Annotated in this window: 18 protein-coding genes; 4 read left to right on the top strand and 14 right to left on the bottom strand. The window is 35.6% G+C overall.

Annotated elements, in window-relative coordinates:
- Positions 1–90: 90 nt before the first annotated feature.
- From M2R48_RS06565 to M2R48_RS06550, 4 genes are all read right to left on the bottom strand, one after another.
- Positions 91–1,335 carry a lipase family protein gene (locus tag M2R48_RS06565; protein ID WP_262085499.1) on the bottom strand — a complete coding sequence of 415 codons (1,245 nt, stop codon included), beginning with the start codon at positions 1,333–1,335 and terminating at the stop codon, positions 91–93.
- 459 nt (positions 1,336–1,794) lie between these two features.
- Positions 1,795–3,021 carry an alpha/beta hydrolase family protein gene (locus tag M2R48_RS06560; protein WP_262085498.1) on the bottom strand — a complete coding sequence of 409 codons (1,227 nt, stop codon included), beginning with the start codon at positions 3,019–3,021 and terminating at the stop codon, positions 1,795–1,797.
- A 219-nt stretch (positions 3,022–3,240) separates the two neighbouring features.
- Positions 3,241–4,119: a 4-hydroxybenzoate octaprenyltransferase gene (gene ubiA, locus M2R48_RS06555; protein WP_262085497.1), complete on the bottom strand. Its 879-nt coding sequence runs from the start codon at positions 4,117–4,119 to the stop codon at positions 3,241–3,243.
- 17 nt (positions 4,120–4,136) lie between these two features.
- Positions 4,137–4,634, bottom strand: coding sequence for a chorismate--pyruvate lyase family protein (locus M2R48_RS06550; RefSeq protein WP_262085496.1), 498 nt, complete (start codon positions 4,632–4,634; stop codon positions 4,137–4,139).
- Positions 4,635–4,898: 264 nt separating this feature from the next.
- On the opposite strand from M2R48_RS06550, the gene M2R48_RS06545 reads away from it, so the two are divergent.
- Positions 4,899–6,440, top strand: coding sequence for a DUF4139 domain-containing protein (locus M2R48_RS06545; RefSeq protein WP_262085495.1), 1,542 nt, complete (start codon positions 4,899–4,901; stop codon positions 6,438–6,440).
- A gap of 76 nt (positions 6,441–6,516) precedes the next feature.
- Here M2R48_RS06545 and rnk read toward each other — a convergent pair whose 3' ends face one another.
- The 6 genes from rnk to M2R48_RS06515 all read right to left on the bottom strand — a co-directional run bounded on the left by rnk (position 6,517) and on the right by M2R48_RS06515 (position 15,823).
- The gene (gene rnk / locus M2R48_RS06540) at positions 6,517–6,924 is read right to left on the bottom strand and encodes a nucleoside diphosphate kinase regulator (protein ID WP_262085494.1); all 408 of its coding nucleotides are present in this window, start codon (positions 6,922–6,924) and stop codon (positions 6,517–6,519) included.
- 533 nt (positions 6,925–7,457) lie between these two features.
- Complete coding sequence (gene glyA / locus M2R48_RS06535; RefSeq protein WP_262085493.1) at positions 7,458–8,711, bottom strand: serine hydroxymethyltransferase; 1,254 nt, start codon at positions 8,709–8,711, stop codon at positions 7,458–7,460.
- Between the two features lie 160 nt (positions 8,712–8,871).
- Positions 8,872–10,098, bottom strand: coding sequence for an alpha/beta hydrolase family protein (locus M2R48_RS06530; RefSeq protein WP_262085492.1), 1,227 nt, complete (start codon positions 10,096–10,098; stop codon positions 8,872–8,874).
- 523 nt (positions 10,099–10,621) lie between these two features.
- A complete protein-coding gene (locus M2R48_RS06525; RefSeq protein ID WP_262085491.1) occupies positions 10,622–11,926 on the bottom strand; it encodes an alpha/beta hydrolase family protein in 1,305 nt (434 codons plus the stop codon).
- 666 nt (positions 11,927–12,592) lie between these two features.
- Positions 12,593–13,849: a lipase family protein gene (locus M2R48_RS06520; protein WP_262085490.1), complete on the bottom strand. Its 1,257-nt coding sequence runs from the start codon at positions 13,847–13,849 to the stop codon at positions 12,593–12,595.
- Between the two features lie 678 nt (positions 13,850–14,527).
- Positions 14,528–15,823, bottom strand: a complete 1,296-nt coding sequence (locus M2R48_RS06515; protein ID WP_262085489.1) for an alpha/beta hydrolase — start codon at positions 15,821–15,823, stop codon at positions 14,528–14,530.
- A gap of 553 nt (positions 15,824–16,376) precedes the next feature.
- On the opposite strand from M2R48_RS06515, the gene M2R48_RS06510 reads away from it, so the two are divergent.
- The 3 genes from M2R48_RS06510 to M2R48_RS06500 all read left to right on the top strand — a co-directional run bounded on the left by M2R48_RS06510 (position 16,377) and on the right by M2R48_RS06500 (position 18,496).
- Entirely contained in the window at positions 16,377–17,078 is a 702-nt protein-coding gene (locus M2R48_RS06510; RefSeq protein ID WP_262085488.1) for a DUF3820 family protein, read from the top strand.
- Between the two features lie 85 nt (positions 17,079–17,163).
- Positions 17,164–17,859 (top strand): hypothetical protein, encoded by a 696-nt coding sequence (locus M2R48_RS06505; RefSeq protein ID WP_262085487.1) that lies wholly within the window; start codon positions 17,164–17,166, stop codon positions 17,857–17,859.
- A 346-nt stretch (positions 17,860–18,205) separates the two neighbouring features.
- Complete coding sequence (locus M2R48_RS06500) at positions 18,206–18,496, top strand: hypothetical protein (RefSeq protein ID WP_262085486.1); 291 nt, start codon at positions 18,206–18,208, stop codon at positions 18,494–18,496.
- 74 nt (positions 18,497–18,570) lie between these two features.
- On the opposite strand, the gene M2R48_RS06495 is transcribed toward M2R48_RS06500, so the two are convergent.
- The 4 genes from M2R48_RS06495 to M2R48_RS06480 all read right to left on the bottom strand — a co-directional run bounded on the left by M2R48_RS06495 (position 18,571) and on the right by M2R48_RS06480 (position 21,939).
- The gene (locus M2R48_RS06495) at positions 18,571–18,798 is read right to left on the bottom strand and encodes a hypothetical protein (protein WP_004721965.1); all 228 of its coding nucleotides are present in this window, start codon (positions 18,796–18,798) and stop codon (positions 18,571–18,573) included.
- 1,242 nt (positions 18,799–20,040) lie between these two features.
- Positions 20,041–20,223, bottom strand: a complete 183-nt coding sequence (locus tag M2R48_RS06490) for a CopG family transcriptional regulator (protein WP_262085485.1) — start codon at positions 20,221–20,223, stop codon at positions 20,041–20,043.
- A gap of 246 nt (positions 20,224–20,469) precedes the next feature.
- The gene (locus tag M2R48_RS06485) at positions 20,470–20,826 is read right to left on the bottom strand and encodes a roadblock/LC7 domain-containing protein (RefSeq protein ID WP_262085484.1); all 357 of its coding nucleotides are present in this window, start codon (positions 20,824–20,826) and stop codon (positions 20,470–20,472) included.
- A 921-nt stretch (positions 20,827–21,747) separates the two neighbouring features.
- A complete protein-coding gene (locus M2R48_RS06480) occupies positions 21,748–21,939 on the bottom strand; it encodes a hypothetical protein (protein ID WP_262085483.1) in 192 nt (63 codons plus the stop codon).
- Between the last annotated feature and the right edge of the window lie 169 nt (positions 21,940–22,108).

Raw genomic sequence — 22,108 nt, 5'->3', positions numbered from 1 at the left:
CAGAGCTTAAATGGAAGCTCTGCTTTTTTATTTACCACACTCTATTTAACCGCCAAGAAAAGCAAATGACTGGATGCTTTTCTTAAACAATTATTTTGTAGTTGGCATATGCTTTTTAATAAAGGCAACCAATTCAGGATTTTTTTCAACAATCGCTTGAGTATGACTCGCATCTTTCACAGGTAAAAACGTTACATCTGTACCCATATCTTTTAAACGTTGTTGCAATCCTTCTGTGACAGGATAAGGTACTGCCATATCAGCAGTTCCCTGAATAATCATTACTGGGCTATTAATTTTCTTGGTTGCAGGTTGGTTCTCAGCTAAGAATTTTTTTACCGTAGGATTTTCTTGGAAATTATCGACTAATCCAGGATAGTCTAAAACAGTTTTTCCGCCATTCTTAACAATATAATCACGGATATCATCAGCAAATTTATTATGCAATTCATCTAGACATAAACCATTTTCACCCGTTGAACCTTCCGCAAATTGTGCAATATTTTTTGAACGATCTTTGAAAACGTCTCGATAATTAAACTTAGGTTCATAAGCAGTCACACCAACTGTGGTATAAGCTGCATATGCCATTAATTCTGCATAAACTTCAACAGCAGTACCCACTGGAGCTGTTCCAGCTTGTTCTTTTTGAAGGATATCTCGAATTGCTTGTGGCGCAACGACAGAAATAATATAACCCAAACTTGAGGCAGGTGCGCCTGCGACAGCACCTTTATAATTGGCATCACTATTGGAAATCTCCGCCGTTCCTAAAGAAGCATGTCCACCCTGCGATTGACCAACAGACATCCACTGACCATTGATCTGATTACCATAACGTTCTTTATACGCTTTCACTGCATAAATCGCTGAATTTGCTTCACTCTTTAAATTTAAATACGGATGCATGCCTGGTGTACCCAAGCCTTCATAATCAGGGGCTATAATCACATAGCCTTCATTTAACAAGCTTTGCGCCATATTTTTAAATCGTGGGTTAAACTTATTTCTACTCGGTGCGCAACTATCACCAACGCCAACCGTGCCATGTTCCCACACCACAACTTTCCAACCATCAGCAGGTCGCGTTGTTTTGGGGATGAAAACCATTGCTGTAGCTTTCTTGGTTTCACCAAGTACATTCGGCATATTATAGGTCATAACTTTGACCGATGTAGCCTCATTGATTACATCAGAATTGTATGTATTTTCAGATACATAATTCTTATTTGAACCCCAATTATTCCAGTTATTATCGTCATCATTACATGCAGCCAAAAATAATGCTGAACCGCAGGTCATTGCCAATAATGTCTGTTTAAATAATGCTTTCATTTCTAAGTCCTCAGTTTTTATTTTTTGAACAACTCCGTGTTCAAGCTACTAATTAAACATAAAAAAAAGCATCTTGCTAGGATACTTTTAACCAAAGAGTAAAATAATACTTAGATACAAATGCTTAGCTTTAATTTAAATTCGCTTAAACCAAATTCATGCAATAGAAACGCCAGCACCAGTCCTTAAACCATTCCATGGATTACGCAGAAATACATAATTGTGAATCATAAAATATCTCAAGAAAATGTCAGCTCGAATGCCAGTTGAGACAAATAGCGATCATGCTATATAAATAGCCTTGATCAAAAGCCAATCAAATCTTCGATAAAACCTTACAAATGACCATACCTAAATATAAAAAAGCAGCGCTTTAATAAAAACGCTGCTTTTTTTTAATTGCTACTCTCTATTTAACTGCCAAGAAAAGCAAATGGTTGAATGTTTCTCTTAAAACAATTATTTGGTGGTTGGCATATGTTTTTTAATAAAAGCAACTAAATCAGCGTTCTTTTGAACGATAGCATCGGAATGTGCTGCACCTTCTGCAGCAACAAAAGTGACATCTGTTCCCATCGCTTTTAAGCCTTTTTGTAATCCATCTGTAACCACATAAGGCACTGAAGTATCAGCAGTTCCCTGAATAATCATCACAGGGCTATTGATTTTCTTGGTTGCAGGTTGGTTATCGAATAAGAATTTTTTCACCGTTGGATTCTCTTGGAAGTTATCAACTAAGCCCGGATAATCTAAAACGGTTTTACCACTGTTGTCCTTTAAATAGCCTTTAATATCGTCAATAAATTTCTTCTGCAAATCAAGAAAACATAAACCGTTTTCACCTGTTGAACCTTCAGCTAATGCTGCAATATCTCTTGAACGCTCTTTATACAACTCTCGATAGTTAAACTTAGGTTCATAAGCAGTCACACCAGCAGTAGTATAAGATGCATAGGTCAATAGTGTAGCCGTAACCTCAGTCGCGGCATCCACCTTCCCATCTTTAAGTAGTCCTTGAATCGCTTTAGGCGCAATCTCAGAAATAATCAGCCCCAAACTTGAGGCTGGCGCGCCTGCCACGGCACCTTTAAAATTGGTATCGCTATTAGCATACTCGGCCGTGCCTAAAGAAGCTTGCCCACCCTGAGATTGTCCCACAGACATCCATTGACCATTGATCTGATTACCATAGCGCTCTTTATACGCTTTCATGGCGTAAATTGCTGAAGTTGCTTCACTCTTTAAATTTAAATACGGATGCATACCTGGCGTGCCCAAACCTTCATAATCAGGCCCAATTACGACATAGCCTTCAGCTAAAAGGCTCTTTACCATCACCTTAAAACGTTCATTAATTACATTTCTACTCGGTGCACAACTATCACCATTACCAACCGTGCCATGCACCCAAACCACTACTTTCCAACCATCAGCAGGTTTTTTGGTTTTCGGCATAAAAATCAACGCTGATTCTTTTTTTATTTCTCCGAGCACGTTCGGCATATTATAGGTCATGACTTTGATCGATGCAGCTTCACTCAGCACCTCTAAATTATATGCACTTTCAGACACATAATTTTTATTCGAACCCCAGTTATCCTTGTTATCATCATCATTACATGCAGTTAAAAATAATGCTGAACCACAAGTCATTGCCAATAATGTTCGTTTAAATAATGTTTTCATTACAAAGTCCTCAATTTTTATTGTTTGAACAGCTCCCTGTTCACAGCATTAATTAAGCACAAAATAATGAGTCTTACTACAATATTTTTTAATAAAAAAGCAAAATATTTCACATTTAAAAAACTATTATTTTCTTGATATCGTGAAATTTCACCTATATTTTTTATTATTATAAATAGAGATGAAATTTCAACAGTGGTTTATTTTTATAATTTAAAATCAAAATAGTGCAATAAAAATGCCGACAAATATGATTAAACCGACCCAACGGTTATGTCTAAATGCCCAAAAGCATAATTGTGGATCGCGATCTTTGGTTTTTGACCACTGATAAATAAAATCAGCAACAACCAATAATAAAGCCATCAAGCCAAATGGAATCAAAATATTTTCTAAATACAATGCTGCACCAATCAACAATACACTGGTCAATTGCAATAAAGAGATGATCTGAATATCGTATTTTCCAAAAAGAATAGCAGTGGATTTCACCCCAATTTTTAAATCATATTCACGATCTGTAATTGCATATTGAGTATCGTAAGCCACTGTCCATGCTAAATTACCAAAATAAAGCAGCCAACAGGTCCAATCTAAGGGTTTTCCCATTGCGGTAAATGACATTGGAATTCCCCAAGAAAATGCCATCCCTAAGACCACTTGTGGTAAATGGGTATAACGCTTCATAAAGGGGTAAACAAAGGCGAGAACTAATCCTGCAAGCGCACAGTAAAAAGTTGCGATCGGCAAGAAAAATAAAGTACATGCACTGGCGGCCACCAAACCAATAAACACCCAAATGGCTTCTTTGGCTGAGATTACTCCTGTTGCCAAGGGTCTATTTTTAGTACGTTCTACATGTGCATCTACTTTACGATCAGCAAAATCATTGATCGCACAACCGGCTGCACGCATAAAAATTGTGCCTAAGACCATTGCAACCAGCGTCACAATATCAGGGATGCCTTCTGCTGCTATCCATAATGCCCACATGGTCGGCCATAAAACCAACTCTGTTCCAACTGGTTTATCAAAACGACACAGATAATAATAAGCTTCTAACCGTTGTTGCCAAGTGGTGTGTTGCGCGATCGACATGACAGTCCTTCAATACTCTATTTTGAAATATGCTGTTGTTGTAAAAATTGCTCAAAAGCAGGTAGAAAAGTCTCTTGAACAATAAATTTACAACCATGCCAAGTATAACAACTTTGACGTGTCCAACCCTCTGCTAATTTTAAAACACGCCGTTCACACAACGGATTGGTGCGTTGAAATAAAAACTTTCCAATCGGTTTAGTTCGAATGTGTTTAAACAAACGTGCTTTGCCATGAATACTAAGAATAGGAAAAATACTTTTTGCTTTGACCCATGGTTGCTCATCACAACCAAACAAATAGCTTTCACGTACCCAAGAGGTATGTTGATGTGGCATTAGCATCCATTGGCTATCTAGCAAGGTCATTCTCTGATAATGCTCTTGAATCGGCTGAACTTTAAATAGTCCGCCCGCAGCATCCGTCAGCTGCTGAGTCAGTGAACCTTGAGCATACAACCATGTTTTTAATTCAGGAGGAAACGTCTTATCCCGTATTGTGCATGATTGTTTCAATGTTCAGCCCTTTAAATTTTGGATAACTTAGTGTAACTGAAATTTTTTGTTTTGTTTAAATTGATCCACTAAATCCCAAAAATTCAATGAATAATCCATCAAAATAAAAATAAATAAACCACGAATTATGGTGAAAATTAATATTTTTATTCCTCCCATTTAAGCTCAACTAGCTTTCGCTTTCGATCACTATTTTGATTTGTATCACTTTCTGCTACATTTTAACTATTAAAATTGATTTCAGGTATTTTAGGGCCTCATATAATGAATATAAAAACAGCACTACAACTCAGCATTTTATGTATTCCTTCATCATATAGCTTTGCACTCAACTTATCTAACTCGCCAATTCAACAAGTCACGCTGTATCCTACATTGGCAAAAATTGAACGAACTATTCCTGTACAAGCAGGAGAACAACTCGTTACCCTGAACGGGCTTGCAGCAAACTTCAATATCGATCAACTGCAATATCAGAGTAGCAATATTGAAGTCAATGCGGTTTCTCATACAGATAGTGCACTGGATAAACCCGCAGGAAATGAATCCTCTCAATTGCGCAATAATATAGAGGATATTAAAAGGAAAATTTCTGAACAAAACTCAATTATTCAAGCAGCTGAATTACAAAATAAGTTTTTAGAAAATGTCATCAAGGGCTCTGCACCTAAAGTACGTAAACAAGCCTACGAGGCTTTTATTGCCATTGATCAAGCCAAAACAGAGAAAGAAAAATTAGAACAACGTTTACAAGAGCTTGAGCAAGACTTAAATGCTATTGGAGACAGTGAGTTTAACCAACGCACACTTAAATTTTATGTCAATGCGCCACAACGTGGTGAAATTAAAATTAGCTATATGGTGCCTTATGCACGTTGGCAACCGATATATAAAGCAGAATTAAACACCCAAACCAAGCAAATCAAACTGACGCGCATGGCGATGATTGCACAAAAAACTGGGGAAGACTGGAACAATGTTAAATTGGCATTGTCCACAGCAACACCGCAAAACTACGTTCAACAAGTGCAGCCACAACAATGGTGGGTCAACTATTATGAACCAGAACCTGTACGACCAATTTATCCCGTTGCACCAGCGCCTATGGCTTTGACTGAGATGAGTTATGATGAAAAGTCGACTGCTAAGGCCAAAAAAGCCCCGCCTCAATTTCCACAATTTCAAGCGGCTGATTTAAATTTTAGCACTGAATTCCGTTCAGAAACCAACGCCTCCATTCCCAGCAGCCAACAGCAAATCTTTTTACCTTTAAGTACTGAACAATATGCCGCAAAACTTTCAGTTTGGGCAATCCCTAAGCAAAGCACTCAAGCGACAATTAACGCTGAAATTTCAAAACTTGATCAAAATTGGCCTTCTGGAACAGTAAAACTTTATCGTGATGGCGACTATATTGGACAAAGAGCTTGGAGCAATAGCGCAGATGAAGCACTACAAATGAGCTTTGGTACAGATGATCAAATTCAAGTTAAAGTGACTGATTTAACTGATAAGAAAAATCCAGTCAAAGGTACTCAATCTGAAACCATCCGAAAACAGCAATATTCAGTGCAAAACTTACATAGCTACCCAATTCAAGTTACGATTTTTGAAGCGGAACCACAAAGCCAGAACGGTAAACTCAGCACACAGTCTAGTTATAGCTTTCCACCAACTGCAACACAATGGAACGGACAACCCAATATCAACCAATGGCAAATCGATTTAAATCCGAAACAGATTTATAAATTAGATATTCAGCACCAATTTAAGTATCCAAGCAAAGGAAGAACTTCAGGTTTCTAAGTCTTTATATACAAAATTTAGCCCAGTAATCACTGGGCTTTATTTAAACAGGTAAATTTTATCTCTTAAATTTTTATTAGAGATAATCACCCTCTCTTTCTGGCTGATACACGACTTTTTCAATTTTAACTTTCATTAAATGACCATCAGGCTGAGGCCATTCAATTTCCTGCCCTTCAGCCAAACCAAGAATTGCTGTGCCTACTGGTGCAACTACATTGACCTGCCCTGCCTCACCACGAAAATCATGCGGATAGACCAAGGTAATTTCGGTTGCTTCTGTCGAGGGTGCAACAGTGATTAGAACTTTTGCATTCATCGTCACTACATTAGGCGGCATATCTTGAGGGGCAACCACTTCTGCCCGTGCCAATTCCTCTTCTAAATGTTGCATCGTCACAGTCAACTTCGACTGATGTTCCAACATCGTTTCTAAACGATGTAAATCTTGTTCTGAAATAATAATATTTGGTTTACTAGCCATGTGCCTAATTCCTTCGATCTTTCACATCATTTGGGTATAGCAGCGATGTTTATAATGGATTTGTTGACATTTCATAAATGAATTAAGCTACAAGCCGTAAATTACAGCATGCAACCTATATGTCGAAAACGTAAAGCGAAGTATCAATAAACTCCAATAATCTACTTCTTTTATAACAGATATTTTCTTCCATGTTTAGGGTCTGTTGACATTCCATAAATGGCTTGCGTTGTAGGCTAAAATTGAGCAGGCAAGGCATGAAACGATGAGAATAGCGAGACTATTTTCAAGTTTCATAACACAGGCTGAGATAGTTTTAGCCACAACCCTTCGGGACTAGAGTGGTTTTTGCCGCTACATTGTTACGAACTATTCATTTAGAATGACTAAATTTCATATTTCGTGCCTTGTATCATCTAAAAACCACTCCTAGTCGCAAACGTAGACGAATTGTCAGCAGACCCGAAGCTTTTCAACTTATTGAACAACCATAAAAAAAGCCCCCTTGAGAGGAGGCCTTCTCAAGTTAATGCTTATTTAGCATAAACGGGGAATTTTGCACAAACTGTTTCAACTTTTGCTTTCACAGCATTAATAACAGCTTCATCACCTTTTGCATCGAGGATATCCGCAATCCAACCTGCCAAATCACGAACTTCAGCTTCACCAAAACCACGTGTTGTTACTGCTGGCGTACCGATACGGATACCAGAAGTGACAAATGGAGAACGTGGATCATTTGGTACGGCATTTTTGTTTACCGTAATATGAGCAGCACCTAACCAAGCATCAGCATCTTTACCAGTCACATCTTGCTTAATTAAAGACAACAAGAATAAATGGTTTTCTGTACCACCAGATACAACATCATAACCACGTGAAATCAACACTTCAGCCATTGCTTTAGCATTTACAACCACTTGTTTTTGATATTCTTTGTATTCAGGCATCATTGCTTCTTTAAAGCAAATTGCTTTTGCTGCTATCGCATGAACCAATGGACCACCTTGGTTACCAGGGAATACAGCAGATTGAAGTTTTTTCTCAATTTCTTCGTTTGCTTTTGCAAGGATTAAACCAGAACGTGGGCCACGCAAAGTTTTATGCGTAGTTGTCGTTGTTACATCAGCAATTTGAACAGGGCTTGGATATACACCTGCTGCAACGAGACCGGCAACATGAGCCATATCTACAAATAAATAAGCGCCAACTTTATCCGCAATTTCACGGAAACGTTGCCAATCTACAATTTGGCTATATGCAGAGAAACCCGCAACAATCATACGTGGTTTATGCTCTACAGCTAAACGCTCAACTTCTTCGTAATCAATTTCACCAGTTTCTGTATTTAAACCATATTGAACAGCATTATATGACTTACCAGAGAAGTTGACTTTAGCACCATGGGTTAAATGACCACCATGTGCCAAGCTCATACCTAAAACAGTATCACCTGGGTTAAGTAAAGCAAGATAAACTGCTGAATTTGCTTGAGAACCTGCGTGTGGCTGAACATTTGCATAGTCAGCACCAAATAATGCTTTAGCACGATCGATCGCCAATTGTTCGATCACATCAACATATTCACAACCGCCATAATAGCGTTTGCCAGGGTAACCTTCCGCATATTTGTTAGTGAGTTTTGACCCTTGTGCTTCCATAACAGCTGGTGAGCAATAGTTTTCAGATGCAATTAATTCAATATGAGCTTCTTGACGGGCATCTTCTTGAGTGATTGCTTGAGCAATTTCTGGATCAAATTCAGAAATAGAGATATTGGCGAACATTAGCGAGGTCCTATGAATTAGGGCTTTTAAGCCGTGCTAAGATTGCGCGTATTGTAGCATGAAGTTTGTAATTAAACAGAATGAAGTTTGTTCCGTTTTAAATAAAAATGGCTCATGTTGAAAACATAAGCCATTTGCTAAAATCTACAATTTAAAATAGTTATTGTGCTGCAAACATTCCTTTTACATCAGCCACAATATTATCGATATTCAAGGCATAAGCTGTACTATGATCCCAAGCTGGATTGGTAATGTAGTTCACCTGCGTCGTCAGTGCTTTAGCCGTACCATATAAAGTATCTGTTGCCACTTTCGGTACAGTTGTATCAGCGCCACCTTGATAAATAATCACCGGCGTTTTGATTTGCACTTGCAACGGTTGCGAATCTTTCTCTAGGAAAGTTTTAACCGCTGGCAAAGACATAAACGTATCAGTTGTTCTTGGATAATTTTTCAATGAGCCATTGACTGCAGCATATTGCCCCATTGCTACACCAAACTGTTGCCCCAGTGTATCGTAACAAACAGACTCAGCATTCTTTGCAATTGCATCAGTCGGCACTTTAAAGACTTGGCTATAGTCTAAAGTTGGATTTGAATTGCGTAGACCCGCTGCAATCAACGCTGTAAATGTATCCAATGATGCATAGACTGGAATTTGTTGAGCTGGCGTTCCATCTATAACTGATAATTGACCCGCATTTAAAATTAAACTCAATTGTGACGCAGGTGCGACAGCAACTGTACCTTTATAATCTAAATTTGCACGATCAGCATATTGCGCAGCACCTAAAGCCGCTTGTCCACCTTGAGAGTGTCCAACAGTCACCCATTTTTTCGAGACTTTATTGCCTAACCAATTACGTGTTGCGACTACAGCATCTGTAATCGAGTAACCTTCACTTTTTACATTTAAGAATGGATGGAGTTCAGTTCCACTTGGCTCCCCTAAACCTTCATAGTCTGGTGCAACAACCACATAGCCTTCAGCTAGGAATTTAGAAATCATCCCTTTAATATAAACATTCGTCGCATTGCGGCTTGGCGCACATACATCGGCAACGCCAGTTGTACCATGTGCCCACACCACGATAGGCCAGCCCGAAGCTGGTGGTGCTGTTTTAGGTGTAAATACCAATGAGGTTGCTTGTACTTCAGTCCCTTTAATCCCCTTCATCTTATAAGTCATCACCACACTATCAGCAGCGACAGCAGAAAAATCTGTCTTGGTATATGCTGTAGGTGTGCCAACAACAGGATTTGCAATATTATTTACATCCGTATTCGAAGGTGATTCATAAGAATTCCCCCCACTACCACCGTTATTACACGCGGATAAAACCAAACCAGAACTTAGAATTAAAATTGATAATAGATTTTTTTTCATGTGACTTATTCCTTAAAGCACAATTTTTTTAAAAGTAATTATATACGACTTAACGCGTATAATTCTTTCATAAATACGTCAAAAAAATCTGTTATACAAGCTTTTTTCTTATTATTTTTTAAACATTTTTCAATAGATTAAAATGTGCATCTTCTTCCAAAATCGAAACTAATGCAACAGCAATTTTTTAGCCTTTGATGCCAATATCAGAATTTAAACTTTTTAAAAATTAAAATTTTTCACAACCAAAATCAATTACATAGTAATTAATAAAATCTTTTTTCAGCCTGTTTCTTATCTTTATTTGCGTCTTATTTCTAGCTTATGTCTTATCGCAATGATAACCGTTCACTTCTACAAAAAATATTGAAGAATCATGCGAAGTATAAATAGCAAGATCAAATAATTATTTTTCTAGCAATCTTTTTTATGAGATTTAAACATAGGTCACAAAAATACCCTTATCAACCAGCAATAAGGGCATTTTTACATTGCTACAATGAAGTATTGAACACTCAAAATATTAATCAGCAAGTAAGGCTTTTATATCTTTTAACAAGTTTCCATTTTCAACATTAACCGTGTATACACTAAAGTGAGTCCAAGTTGGATCTGTTCTATAATCAATTTTGGTGGTTAAAGCCCGCGCCTGTGCCACCAAGGCATCGGTTGCCTGTGGTAATACAATAGTGTCGCTGCCACCCTGATAAATAATAATCGGGGTTTTCACCACTGTTTGTAGTGGTTGTGAGTCCTTTTCCAGAAATTGCTTCACAATCGGATCACTTTTAAAGCCTTCATTTTTACGCCATGAATAACCCTTCAAACTCCCTTCATTTGCATTTGTGTAGGTTGCAATCGGCCCCAGAAACTGTAGCCCCAACTCGATAAGGCACAGTGATTCTGCTTGCTCAGCAACTTTATCACTCGGCGACTTAAATATTTTACTATATACAGCCTCACTCGGATAAACACTTTTCATCCCCGCAGCCATATATGCCGTTAAAGTATCTAAAACCACATAGCCTAATGTTTGAGGGAGTGACAAATCCTCCATGTTTGCCAAAGCCATTTCCGACAGTTCTTCAATCAATTTTAGGTTATTTGCTGGTGCAAATGCGACCGCCCCCTTATAGTCCATATTGGCACGCGCCGCATATTGTGCTGCACCTAGCGCTGCATGACCACCTTGCGAGGTCCCAGCCACTGCCCATTTATTCGAGGCTTTATTGCCTAGCCAACTCTTGGTTGCCACCACAGCGTCTGTAATTGAATAGGCTTCACTTTTTAAATTTAAAAATGGATGAATTTCCTTATCGACAATTTCCTCCGGCACACTAGGTTCACCTAGTCCCTCATAATTTGGCGCGACCACCACATAGCCTTCTTTAACAAAGCTATCGATCATATTGTAGGTAGACTTATCTTCCACACCTGGAAGTAGACTCGTAATTAATTTCTGCTTACTCGGTGCACACTTATCGGCAACCCCCACTGCACCATGTGCCCAAACCACAATTGGCCAGCCTCCAGTCGGAGGTGCCGTTTTGGGAGTAAATACTAAGGTTGTTGCCTGAGTTTCTTGGCCCGTAATGCCTTTCATTTTATAAGTCATCACCACACTGTCTGCAGCATTTGGCGGAAGAGTATTACCTTCGATCTTATACGGTTCTGGTGTGCTCACTACAGGATTTTGAATATTGTTTATATCTGCATTTACATTTGTAGTGGTGGATGGACTATCACTATTTCCATCTCCTCCTCCACAAGCTGTTAGGAATAAAAAAGAGGATCCAGCCAACATGGCCGAGAGTAAATTTAATTTCATTTGATTCATCCTTGCCTATAATATTTTTTATTACCTCAGTGTCAGCAAATTCAATTTACCGACTCTAATCAACGAATCGCTAGCCTGATGCATAGTGAATGTTTGTTTTATTCGTCACATTGCATTGTGCAATATTTAAGCTAAGCTTCATTATATTTATATTGGAAATATAAATTTGCAAGTGAAATTTAACATTTACATTATTTGAATTATTTTTTAACTATTTAGCTTAAAGAAACTTTATTCACAGAAATATTGCATTATTTTATATAACCTTATATTTACCTTAAGTTCATTTTAAAATACAATTAAATTCACACAATCTACAAATATTGTGAATTATGGTTAATATAGGAATGTATCTTTCCTCACTTTACTTTAAATAAATTCTTCTCAATATTTATTTTTATTGCTTAATTTTCAATCAATTTTAAATACTTAATATTTCGACTTTTTAGTTAATGTATATTAAAAACTAACACTGATGATGAGTAAATCAAAAACCAATACTGATTTCAATAGAAATAATCAATAACTAGATTAAAACAAAAATTCTAAAGTCATTTTTTCAAAGAAAGATTGAAGGCTGATCTTAATGATATAAAAATACCCTTATTTTTAGTCATAAGGGCATTTCTACGCTGTTAGAATTAAAATGATCAAAAATTAATTAGCAAGCAAGGTCTTAATATCTTCTAGCAATTGTCCATTATCAACATTCGCTGTGAATGAGCCTGTATGGCTCCAACTCGAATTGGTTCTATAATCAATTTTAGTGGTTAAAGCTCGCGCTTGTGCCACCAGAGCATCCGTTGCCTGTGGCAATACAACAGTGTCTTTACCACCCTGATAAATAATAATCGGCGTATTAACTAAAGTTTGTAACGGCTGTGAATCTTTATCCAAAAATTGTCTTACGATTGGAACATTCTTATAACCCTCTTTTTTACGTGGATAACCTTTAAGACTGCCGTTCTTAATATTATAAACAGTCATCGGTAGTGCAAAAGCTGCTCCCATTCCCGCAATACATTCTTTTTCTGCTTTCTCAGCAATTTTATCAGTTGGTGTTTTAAATATAATACTGTATGCAGCTTCAGTTGGATTTACTGCCTTTATACCCGCTGCCATATAAGCTGTTAAAGTATCTAGTGCAGCATAACCGCCTATTTGAATTACCCCATCCTGATCTGCTAAAGCCATTTCTGAAAGGTTTTCGATCAATTCCAGATTATTTGCGGGTGCCATTGCAACTGCACCTTTATAATCCATATTGGCACGGGCTGCATACTGCGCTGCACCTAATGCTGCATGACCACCTTGTGAGAGTCCTGCAACAGCCCATTTGTTGGATGCTTTATTACCTAACCAACTTTTGGTTGCCACCACAGCATCAGTAATCGAATAAGCTTCGCTTTTTAAATTTAAAAACGGATGGATCTCTTTCTCGCTCGGCTCACCCATACCTTCATAATCGGGTGCAACCACCACATAACCTTGTTTAACAAAGTTATCGATCATTTTTTGAGTATGCTCATCTATTCCAGCCACAAATAATTTATTTTTACTCGGCGCACATGTGTCAGCAACACCTGTCGTTCCATGTGCCCAAGCCACAATTGGCCAACCTCCAGTAGGCGGTGCTGTTTTGGGGGTAAATACCAACGCAGTTGCCTGAGTTTCATGCCCTGTGATGCCTTTCATTTTATAGGTCATCACCACACTCTCATCCGCATTTGGCGGAAGAACATCATTTTTAATATTATAGGGGACTGGTGTATTTACTACTGGATTTTGAATATTGTTCACATCTGTATTCGCATCTGGACCAGTGGATGAATGATCACTTTTATCATCACCACCACACGCCGTTAGAAATAGAGTCGATCCAGCCAATAAGACTGAAACTAATTTAAATTTCATATAATTCTTCCTTTTTATCATTTTTTCTATCACTTCAGCAGGGTCAACCAATCGTTTGCCTACGCTGATCCAATAGATCACTCATCTTTGTTTAATGTTTGTGTAGTTATTACTTCATAATACCTTGCAATATTTAAGCTAGGCTTTACTACAATTATGATATAAATATAAATTTAGCAAGTGAAATTTAATCATTAAAATATATTAAATTATCTCATTAATTTAAGTTTTCATTATTTAATTAACTGAAGTTAAAACATTAAAAAAATATCAGCCTGCATGGACTGCTTATTAACACCCTATTTTTAATATATTTTTCGTAACCTTAACTATAAACAAATTCTTATCAATCTTTAGTTTTATTATTTAACTTTCAGTCAATTCTAAGGAATTAATTTTTTAGTATTTTTTGATATTTCACATTAAAAATGATCCTGAGTGTGATTTAAGCCAAAAGCAGTACCCATCTTAATTTTGTATCACCCAATCAAAGATCTGCCTTTTAGTAGAAGCAATGAATGAGATAGATCACAGGAATAGCCTAGAGATAGACCAAAAGTCTCCAATTGAGCTTTTTCTAAAATTAAATACCGATCTCCATGATATAAAAAATACCCTTATTCGTAGAAATAAGGGTATTTTTGCATTGTAAGGATTAAAACAAGAAATACTCAAAGATTAATCGGCGAGCAAGGTCTTAATATCTTTTAACAACTGACCATTTTCAACATTAACTGAGTATACGCTAGAGTGATCCCAAGTCGGATCCGTTCTATAATCAATTTTAGTAGTTAAAGCACGCGCCTGTGCCACTAAGGCATCTGTTGCCTGCGGCAATACAATCACATCTTTACCGCCCTGATAAATAATAATCGGCGTTTTAACCACAGTTTGTAGTGGTGGTGAGTCTTTATCAAGAAATTGTCTTACAATCGGATGCTGGGTATAACCCTCATTTTTACGTGGATAACCAACTAGACTTCCTTTATTTTTCCTACTATAACTTATCATTGGTATCCTAAACCCAAAAGCCATCGATTCAATACATTGCCTCTCGCCTTCTGCTTGCTCAGCAATTTTATCAGTCGGTGATTTAAATACGATACTGTATACAGGTTCAGTCGGATAAACACTTTTCATACCTGCTGCCATATAGGCTGTAAGCGTATCGAGCACCATATAGCCATTTATTTGAGTTTGCACATTCTTATTATTCGCCAAAGCCATTTCTGATAAGTTTTCAATCAACTCCAGATTGTTTGCTGGTGCGGTTGCGACTGCACCCCTATAGTCCATATTGGCACGTGCTGCATACTGTGCTGCACCCAATGCAGCATGACCACCTTGCGAATGCCCCAAGATAGCCCATTTGTTAGAGACTTTATTACCTAACCAACTTTTGGTTGCCACCACTGCATCGGTAATCGAATAAGCCTCACTTTTTAAATTTAAAAATGGATGAATCTCTTTCCCACTCGGCTCACCCAACCCCTCATAATCTGGTGCAACCACCACATAACCTTCTTTAACAAAGCTATCGATCATATTATAGATAGATCTATCTTCGCCAGTTAAAATCGAATTCGTAATTAATGCATTTCTACTTGGTGCACACTCGTCGCCCACACCTGTAGTCCCATGCGCCCAAACCACAATAGGCCAACCTCCAGCAGGCGGTACAGTTTTTGGGGTAAATACCAATGCAGTTGCCTGAGTTTCTTGCCCTTTAATGCCTTTCATCTTATAGGTCATCACCACACCTTTTTCTGCATTCGGCACAGTAAAATATTCTTCATCAAAATTTTCAATGACATAGGGTTTTGGTGTATTCACCACAGGATTTTTAATATTGTTTATATCAACGTTTACATTTGGACTTGTGGTCGAATTATCCCCCTTGTTGTCATCACCACCACAGGCCGTTAAAAATAAACCAGACCCAAGCAACATGATTGAGAGTAAATTTAATTTCATATGATTCATCCTATCCTTGTTTATCATTTTTTCGATCACTCCAGTGCTAACAAATCATTTGTCAACACTACCCCTTGATCATTTGCTCCATGACTTTTTATCATCTACGTCATATCGCAAAATATTTAAGCTAAGCTTTACTATGATTAAGCCATAAATATAAATTTGGCAAGTGAAATTTAATTCACAAATTTGCTTAACTATTTTAATAATTTAATTATTTATTAATTAATCAACTGAAATTAATATATTTTAAAATACACTCACCTCTCACAAATCACCTACACACCCCAACGCTCATTACATTTCAACAAGTTCAACTATAAACAATTTCTTACCAATATTTGATTTTATGATTTAACTTTCAACCAATTTAAAAGTATTAATTCTGAGTATTTTTTAGATATTTCACATTAAAAAAATGATACTGAATGCGATTTAAGCAAAAGTCAGCACTTATCTTGATTTTAGATGGGTTTCATTTGTATTTCGCACCTAAAAAAGTTAGTTTAATATGGCGCTCTTTCCTATCTATTTGTTGAGGAACAAAGGTATGCAAGCCATTATTTTAGATACTGAAACTCATACACTCAATGGATTGCCCATTGAAATTGCTTATGCACCAATTCAAATTCAACAAGGGAAATTAAGCTTAGATCGAGAACAAATGTTCGATCAACTTTATAGTATTGGCAATGAAAAAATTTCTTTTGGCTCAATGGCAGTTCATCACATCTTAGAATCTGATCTTGTAGGGCAACCTAATTTTTCCAGTTTTGAACTTCCTCAACAAACCATTTACATCATTGGGCACAATATTGATTACGATATTCGGGCTATACAGCAGTGTGGAATAGATACATCTCATATCAAAGCCATTTGTACGCTGGCACTTGCTCGTCTTGTTTGGCCTGATGCTGAAGCACACAATATATCCGCACTGATTTATATGATCAGTAAAGGCAGTGAGAAAGCACGTGAAATGTTAAAAGGTGCGCATCGTGCAGATGCAGATATTATTTTAACTGCAAATATTCTCATGCATATTGTTTACCAACTCAAAATTCAGACCATTGAAGAATTATATAAAGCCTCAGAAGATGCGCGTATCCCACGTAGTATTAACTTTGGTAAGCATCGTGGGACTGCGATTGCAGAGTTACCGAAAGACTATGTTCAATGGCTGCTTCGTCAAGATGAGCTAGACCCCTATTTACGTAAAGCTTTGGAGAATGCGAATATTGTCACACTTTAAGCTGGTGATTTGTAACAAAAAAGTCATATTAGTGTAATTTTCATTCTTTATTCTGGGGTCAATTTATTGGGGAATAATTTGACTCATGGATCACTATTTTAAAACTGATTTGGGAATTCAGACTTTAAAACACCGCTCAATTCAACTCACGGCTCGCCAAAGACAGTTACTGCTTCTTATCGGCACAGATGATTTTAAAATTTTGAATAGTGCACTAAAGCAACGGCTTGCAACACCAGAACTTATTCAGCAACTAGAAGAACTCGGTCTAATTTTTCAAAATCAGGTGAATGGTGCATCTCAAACAAAGTCAAAAATAACATCAGAATCACTAAAGCTAGAACAGTCAAATCATTTAACCCCTTCAAATCATACAACTGAAATTAGCTTTAAACCGTCGCCTAAAATAGTTGAAAATTCAACAATTATTAATGATACCCAGCTAAGTCAAAATACAAAATCAGCAGATCCAAACCCCATCCAGCAAAGTTTTAGCACGGTCACATCTACACACGTAGAGCATGCCGAAATTACGCCTGAACTGAATTATATAAATTTTGATGACATCAAATACAAAATGTCTACCCTGCTACAAACGCATTGCGGCTTGATGACCAAACAATTGGTCATGCAAATACAGCAGGCAAAATCAATTCGAGATATTAAATTTTGTCAAATGCAGTGGATTACCGCACTTCAAGAAAGTCGAATCTCCCCTCAAGAATTAAACCAGACCATGCAACAAATCAATTATTCACTCCAACATTTACAATCATCTTAAATCGCTCCTAAATATTTATTTCAATGTGCTTAGAATGACAAATGAAGTGCTTTTAAGGTCATTCTAAGTCTTTTTATTTAAGGGTATTTTTGATTTATTTTCGAATATCAAAATCTTAAAGCCAAATAAGCTACCGCCAATAAATCAAAGTTGTATGTATATTGAGATGATTTATTGGCACAACGTTATCCTAACTTTGAAAGTTTAAATAGGAGAAATACACATTAATTTTTAAAATAGCTCAAGCCTATTCCCATGCATTCATATCTCTTTACAAAATCGCATTGTCTGTTTTACAAGCATTCTGTAGAATCATAAGCCAATGATTTAAAATAATTAGACACTTATGACTCAATATCTTACAAAATCGACCAACCAAACAGCTTTAGAGCTTTCAAATTTTTACCCAACGTTTGAACAATGTTTAACTGCGGTGTCCAATATTAAATATCAAAAAGATCTACGCATCAAAAGCGATCCTATTTCATCTCAACATATTTTGGTTGAAAGCTATTCTCGAGGTACGCTTCAAGATAAGTTTAAAATTGAAAAAAATGCAATTGAGCATGCTAACAAAAATCGTTTAGCCTTATATCATCTTGTTGCCGTAACACTCGATCATTTTAAAGCTGCTTAATCTCTATTAAATAAGTTACAAATAAAACGTGTTGGGCTATTTACCCCAACACTTTTTTTAATTCATCCTAGAAATTAACTGACTTGTTCAATCACACGATAAATGCTGTCACTCTCTTTACTTTCAAAAAGCAACTCGATACTTGGTAAGATCTTCTCGCCATCAACAACGATATGATCAATTTTTTGGAACAATGATAAATTATCTGTGTCCTCATGCTCTTGCAGTTTATTTAACCAAGCCATCGCATTCAGCTCATTACTATATTGATCCTTGACCCTTACTGTAATCATTTCAGTCATTTTTCTGTCCTCTTTTTTATATACTGTTTTCTTATAGCATGCCCCAATCTAAAAATTAGCTGAAAGTTGTTAGATTTTATGGCAATGTTAAAATTCAGCTACAATACTGTTTTTTTTATTTATAAAATAAAGAGTTGCTTTGAATACTTTATGTAAATACAGCTTGATTGAATTATTTCATGACGTTTCAGAAAATCAGAAAAAGAAAAGCCCGCATTTCTGCGAGCTTTTTATGTTGGAAAGCTAGTGCTTATTTTTTATTTGAACTGGAGTCACAAATTCAATAAGCCGTCATTGATCTGTCCAACTACTTCGTAGCGTCTTGTCGACCTACTGTAGTTTTAATATAGTCAGATACATTTTGATCTGCAAGATGCAGTAACATTATTGAACGATATTGCAGCAATTTTGAAATTGAATATTTTTTTAATTGGTAGATAATAGATAAGTTTTGTTGATTTTATTTACTGTTTTATCAAACATCAAAAAATCTAAATAACATTAAAAAAGACAAGCCAGCAAAAATTATTTTATAAAAAAATGTATAACCCCATGACTCCAAACAACCTATTCTATTGATTATCATTAAGATTTATACATCCTCAGCATCTTTAGATGTCTTGTTCATAAATCAAAAGCAATCATACTGAATGGAGAATTTTGATATAAAAAATCCCAGCTCTCTTTTGAGAAAAATTAGGATCAGAGGATTTTATGTTGATTTATGCTTTTAAAAATGGGCTAGAACCAAGCCTATTTAATACCTATTCAGCTTCGATTTTTAGGTGTTTTTATTTTGACAAATATACAATTTTTACAGTGCCTTCAGCCCCAATTTATCTAAACACATTTTCTGAATGTCATTTCTATTGCTGTAATTCAATCGGCTTTTAAAGCACCTACAGTACAGCCTAGACTGGGTGTACTTTAAATTTTCAGGAATGATGATACCAAAGCATTCCGTCTCAATATGCCCTTTTTGCGATAAAGGAAGCTCTGATTTACTGAGCAGAATACCAAGACCAAATATAATAAGTATGGTAAAAATGATTAAAGCTTTATGGCAAATGATTTTCTTAATCACGGGTGATTCAACAAACCGGACATGATGAAATCAATCCTAACTTAAATTTCGGTGATTGAAGTATTTAATTTCTATACTTTAAAAATAATTCGAAATATAAAATAAAATTTAAGGCCAAATAAAATATTTTCGAACAGAAATATTTATACTTATTATCTTTACTTCTTCTTTGCTACAGATGATTGAGTTGAATATTCAACATTATGCTTATCTAAATATTCACGAATTAATTGACGAACAACTTGAGATGGCTTTAAATCTTGAAGATTACACAATTCTTCAAAAGCTTGCTTTTTGTTTGGATCAATCAGGATTGTTAATCTTGCAGTTTTATTTTCCACAGCGCATTTTCCTTAGATTTCTTTGCTATAGAATTGTAATAATATTTACAAGATTTCCAATGAAAACTTTTAATCCTATAACACTCGGAGCATTACCCCATACTATTGAATTTAAATAAATTATTCTATTTTCAATGAAAACAAGAAAACATTATAAATCACTGTAAATATTATCAAATATTTAAATTTAAAAGAAAATTATGAAAGGCTATCGCAACATTATTGATGCAATAGCCACCCCCTATTTTAAGAGAAATCTAATTCTTTTTCGAAAATTCTGAGTTCATGTCGTGCCATTGCTAGATTAGATTTTTGACGATCTAATACTAAATATAAAAATAAATTATTATTTTTATCCAACGGTCTCAATAAGTGATATTGCTTACCTAGTGTAATTAAAATGTCATCTATCGTATCGCGTAATTTTAAAGCTTCTGCTGTTTTCATTTTTGCTTTTAAAACCTCAGTATTTCCAGCAGCAGCGAGTTCTAAATCAATTCCTGTTCCGTATGCAGCCAATGATAACCCACTTGTACTATCAACAAGTGCTGCTGCTGTGAATCCGTCAATTTCGGTTAAAGGTGTTAAGTCAATTTTAGCCATTTATATATGCCTTTTATTAAGTAGAGATAATATGAGTAGGATTTAAAGCATACTCATATTTAAAAGTATCATAAAATTACCATAAAATATTATTTAATGATAATAATTTGTAAATTTATTTTAATAAAAACAATGGCTTATGTTAATATTATTCCATATTTAAAACATTTAATAAAAAATAAAACCAACAAATAAAATTAATAATGCAGATATAAGAATGAATAAAAACATGAATAAAAACTAAAAAATACCAAAAACTTAAAGATAAAAAATATTAAATATAGATACTTATGAAAATAATATATTTAATGACAATCAAATAATAACAACATATATTCAAATATAAGCTTTAATTATACTTTTATTTATTACCACACTTTTCATTAAAATATTTAACACACCAATTACAAGCAATTCTTCCCTACATATTCAAAAGAAGTTCTTTAAAACAACTAAAAGAAAAATAATATGTAAATCAGAAAGCGAATTCTGAAGACATCCTCTCTCGATCAGCCCAAAAGATAAGCTGAACAGTATTTCTGTGAATGTTCCTCAATGGAGAGGAAATGCTCAGGAAAATGTTAATATGTAAGTAAGTTTTGAATTAGCCGTATCGAGGCGGCAAAATTTATTTAAAGAAAACACGGTTAGATTTTTTATAAAAAAATGGTAATGAACAGTGCTATGAGATAAAGCCTCATTACATCTTTCCATCAACTATGAATTTTTAGAGCTAATGTGGCAGGATATTATTTTCCAAAGTGACTTGATGATTTACTTTAGAACTTACAGAGTGCAGGACATTTTTATTCTAGATAGTATTTCAATCTATAAAGAAATAGGATAGCGCCCATTTACTTGCTTTAAAGCTTATCAGGCTATAGAAACCTCTTTTATCACTAAATATCAGATCATGTTTTGTTAAACAATCAACCAAATTTTATAAAATTCCTGAATATCAGATTCTAAAAACTCGTCACAATCACTATCATATACAAAGGTTTTTTGTTCTAGTAAATATTCAGCTTGATGCTCTGTAAGGTATTCTTTTAAAAAAATTTTAAATTCATTAGCACGTTCTGGGAAAATATGTTCTCCATCATAACAAATCATCGTTATTACCTCTTTAAAATCACAAAACCACTGCTACAGTTTACACAAAAACGTATTATGATTCAAACTAAATAATATTTACGTGAAATATATCACACTAATATTATGTTTTATTACAAATCAGACTTCATACCGCATGCTTACTAGCGAGGAAATTGTCTAAATTTTT

Source organism: Acinetobacter sp. I-MWF (assembly GCF_025433935.1).
GTDB lineage: Bacteria > Pseudomonadota > Gammaproteobacteria > Pseudomonadales > Moraxellaceae > Acinetobacter > Acinetobacter guillouiae.
The sequence above is the reverse complement of the archived record's forward strand: the minus strand, read 5'-3'. Positions and strand labels throughout refer to the sequence as shown.

Excerpts from the sequence above, each read along its gene's own strand:
- M2R48_RS06565 (WP_262085499.1), bottom strand. The coding sequence starts at position 1,335 with ATGAAAGCATTATTTAAACAGACATTATTGGCAATGACCTGCGGTTCA.
- M2R48_RS06560 (WP_262085498.1), bottom strand. The coding sequence starts at position 3,021 with ATGAAAACATTATTTAAACGAACATTATTGGCAATGACTTGTGGTTCA.
- ubiA (WP_262085497.1), bottom strand. The coding sequence starts at position 4,119 with ATGTCGATCGCGCAACACACCACTTGGCAACAACGGTTAGAAGCTTAT.
- M2R48_RS06545 (WP_262085495.1), top strand. The coding sequence starts at position 4,899 with ATGAATATAAAAACAGCACTACAACTCAGCATTTTATGTATTCCTTCA.
- rnk (WP_262085494.1), bottom strand. The coding sequence starts at position 6,924 with ATGGCTAGTAAACCAAATATTATTATTTCAGAACAAGATTTACATCGT.
- glyA (WP_262085493.1), bottom strand. The coding sequence starts at position 8,711 with ATGTTCGCCAATATCTCTATTTCTGAATTTGATCCAGAAATTGCTCAA.
- M2R48_RS06530 (WP_262085492.1), bottom strand. The coding sequence starts at position 10,098 with ATGAAAAAAAATCTATTATCAATTTTAATTCTAAGTTCTGGTTTGGTT.
- M2R48_RS06525 (WP_262085491.1), bottom strand. The coding sequence starts at position 11,926 with ATGAAATTAAATTTACTCTCGGCCATGTTGGCTGGATCCTCTTTTTTA.
- M2R48_RS06520 (WP_262085490.1), bottom strand. The coding sequence starts at position 13,849 with ATGAAATTTAAATTAGTTTCAGTCTTATTGGCTGGATCGACTCTATTT.
- M2R48_RS06515 (WP_262085489.1), bottom strand. The coding sequence starts at position 15,823 with ATGAAATTAAATTTACTCTCAATCATGTTGCTTGGGTCTGGTTTATTT.
- M2R48_RS06510 (WP_262085488.1), top strand. The coding sequence starts at position 16,377 with ATGCAAGCCATTATTTTAGATACTGAAACTCATACACTCAATGGATTG.
- M2R48_RS06505 (WP_262085487.1), top strand. The coding sequence starts at position 17,164 with ATGGATCACTATTTTAAAACTGATTTGGGAATTCAGACTTTAAAACAC.
- M2R48_RS06500 (WP_262085486.1), top strand. The coding sequence starts at position 18,206 with ATGACTCAATATCTTACAAAATCGACCAACCAAACAGCTTTAGAGCTT.
- M2R48_RS06495 (WP_004721965.1), bottom strand. The coding sequence starts at position 18,798 with ATGACTGAAATGATTACAGTAAGGGTCAAGGATCAATATAGTAATGAG.
- M2R48_RS06485 (WP_262085484.1), bottom strand. The coding sequence starts at position 20,826 with ATGGCTAAAATTGACTTAACACCTTTAACCGAAATTGACGGATTCACA.
- M2R48_RS06480 (WP_262085483.1), bottom strand. The coding sequence starts at position 21,939 with ATGATTTGTTATGATGGAGAACATATTTTCCCAGAACGTGCTAATGAA.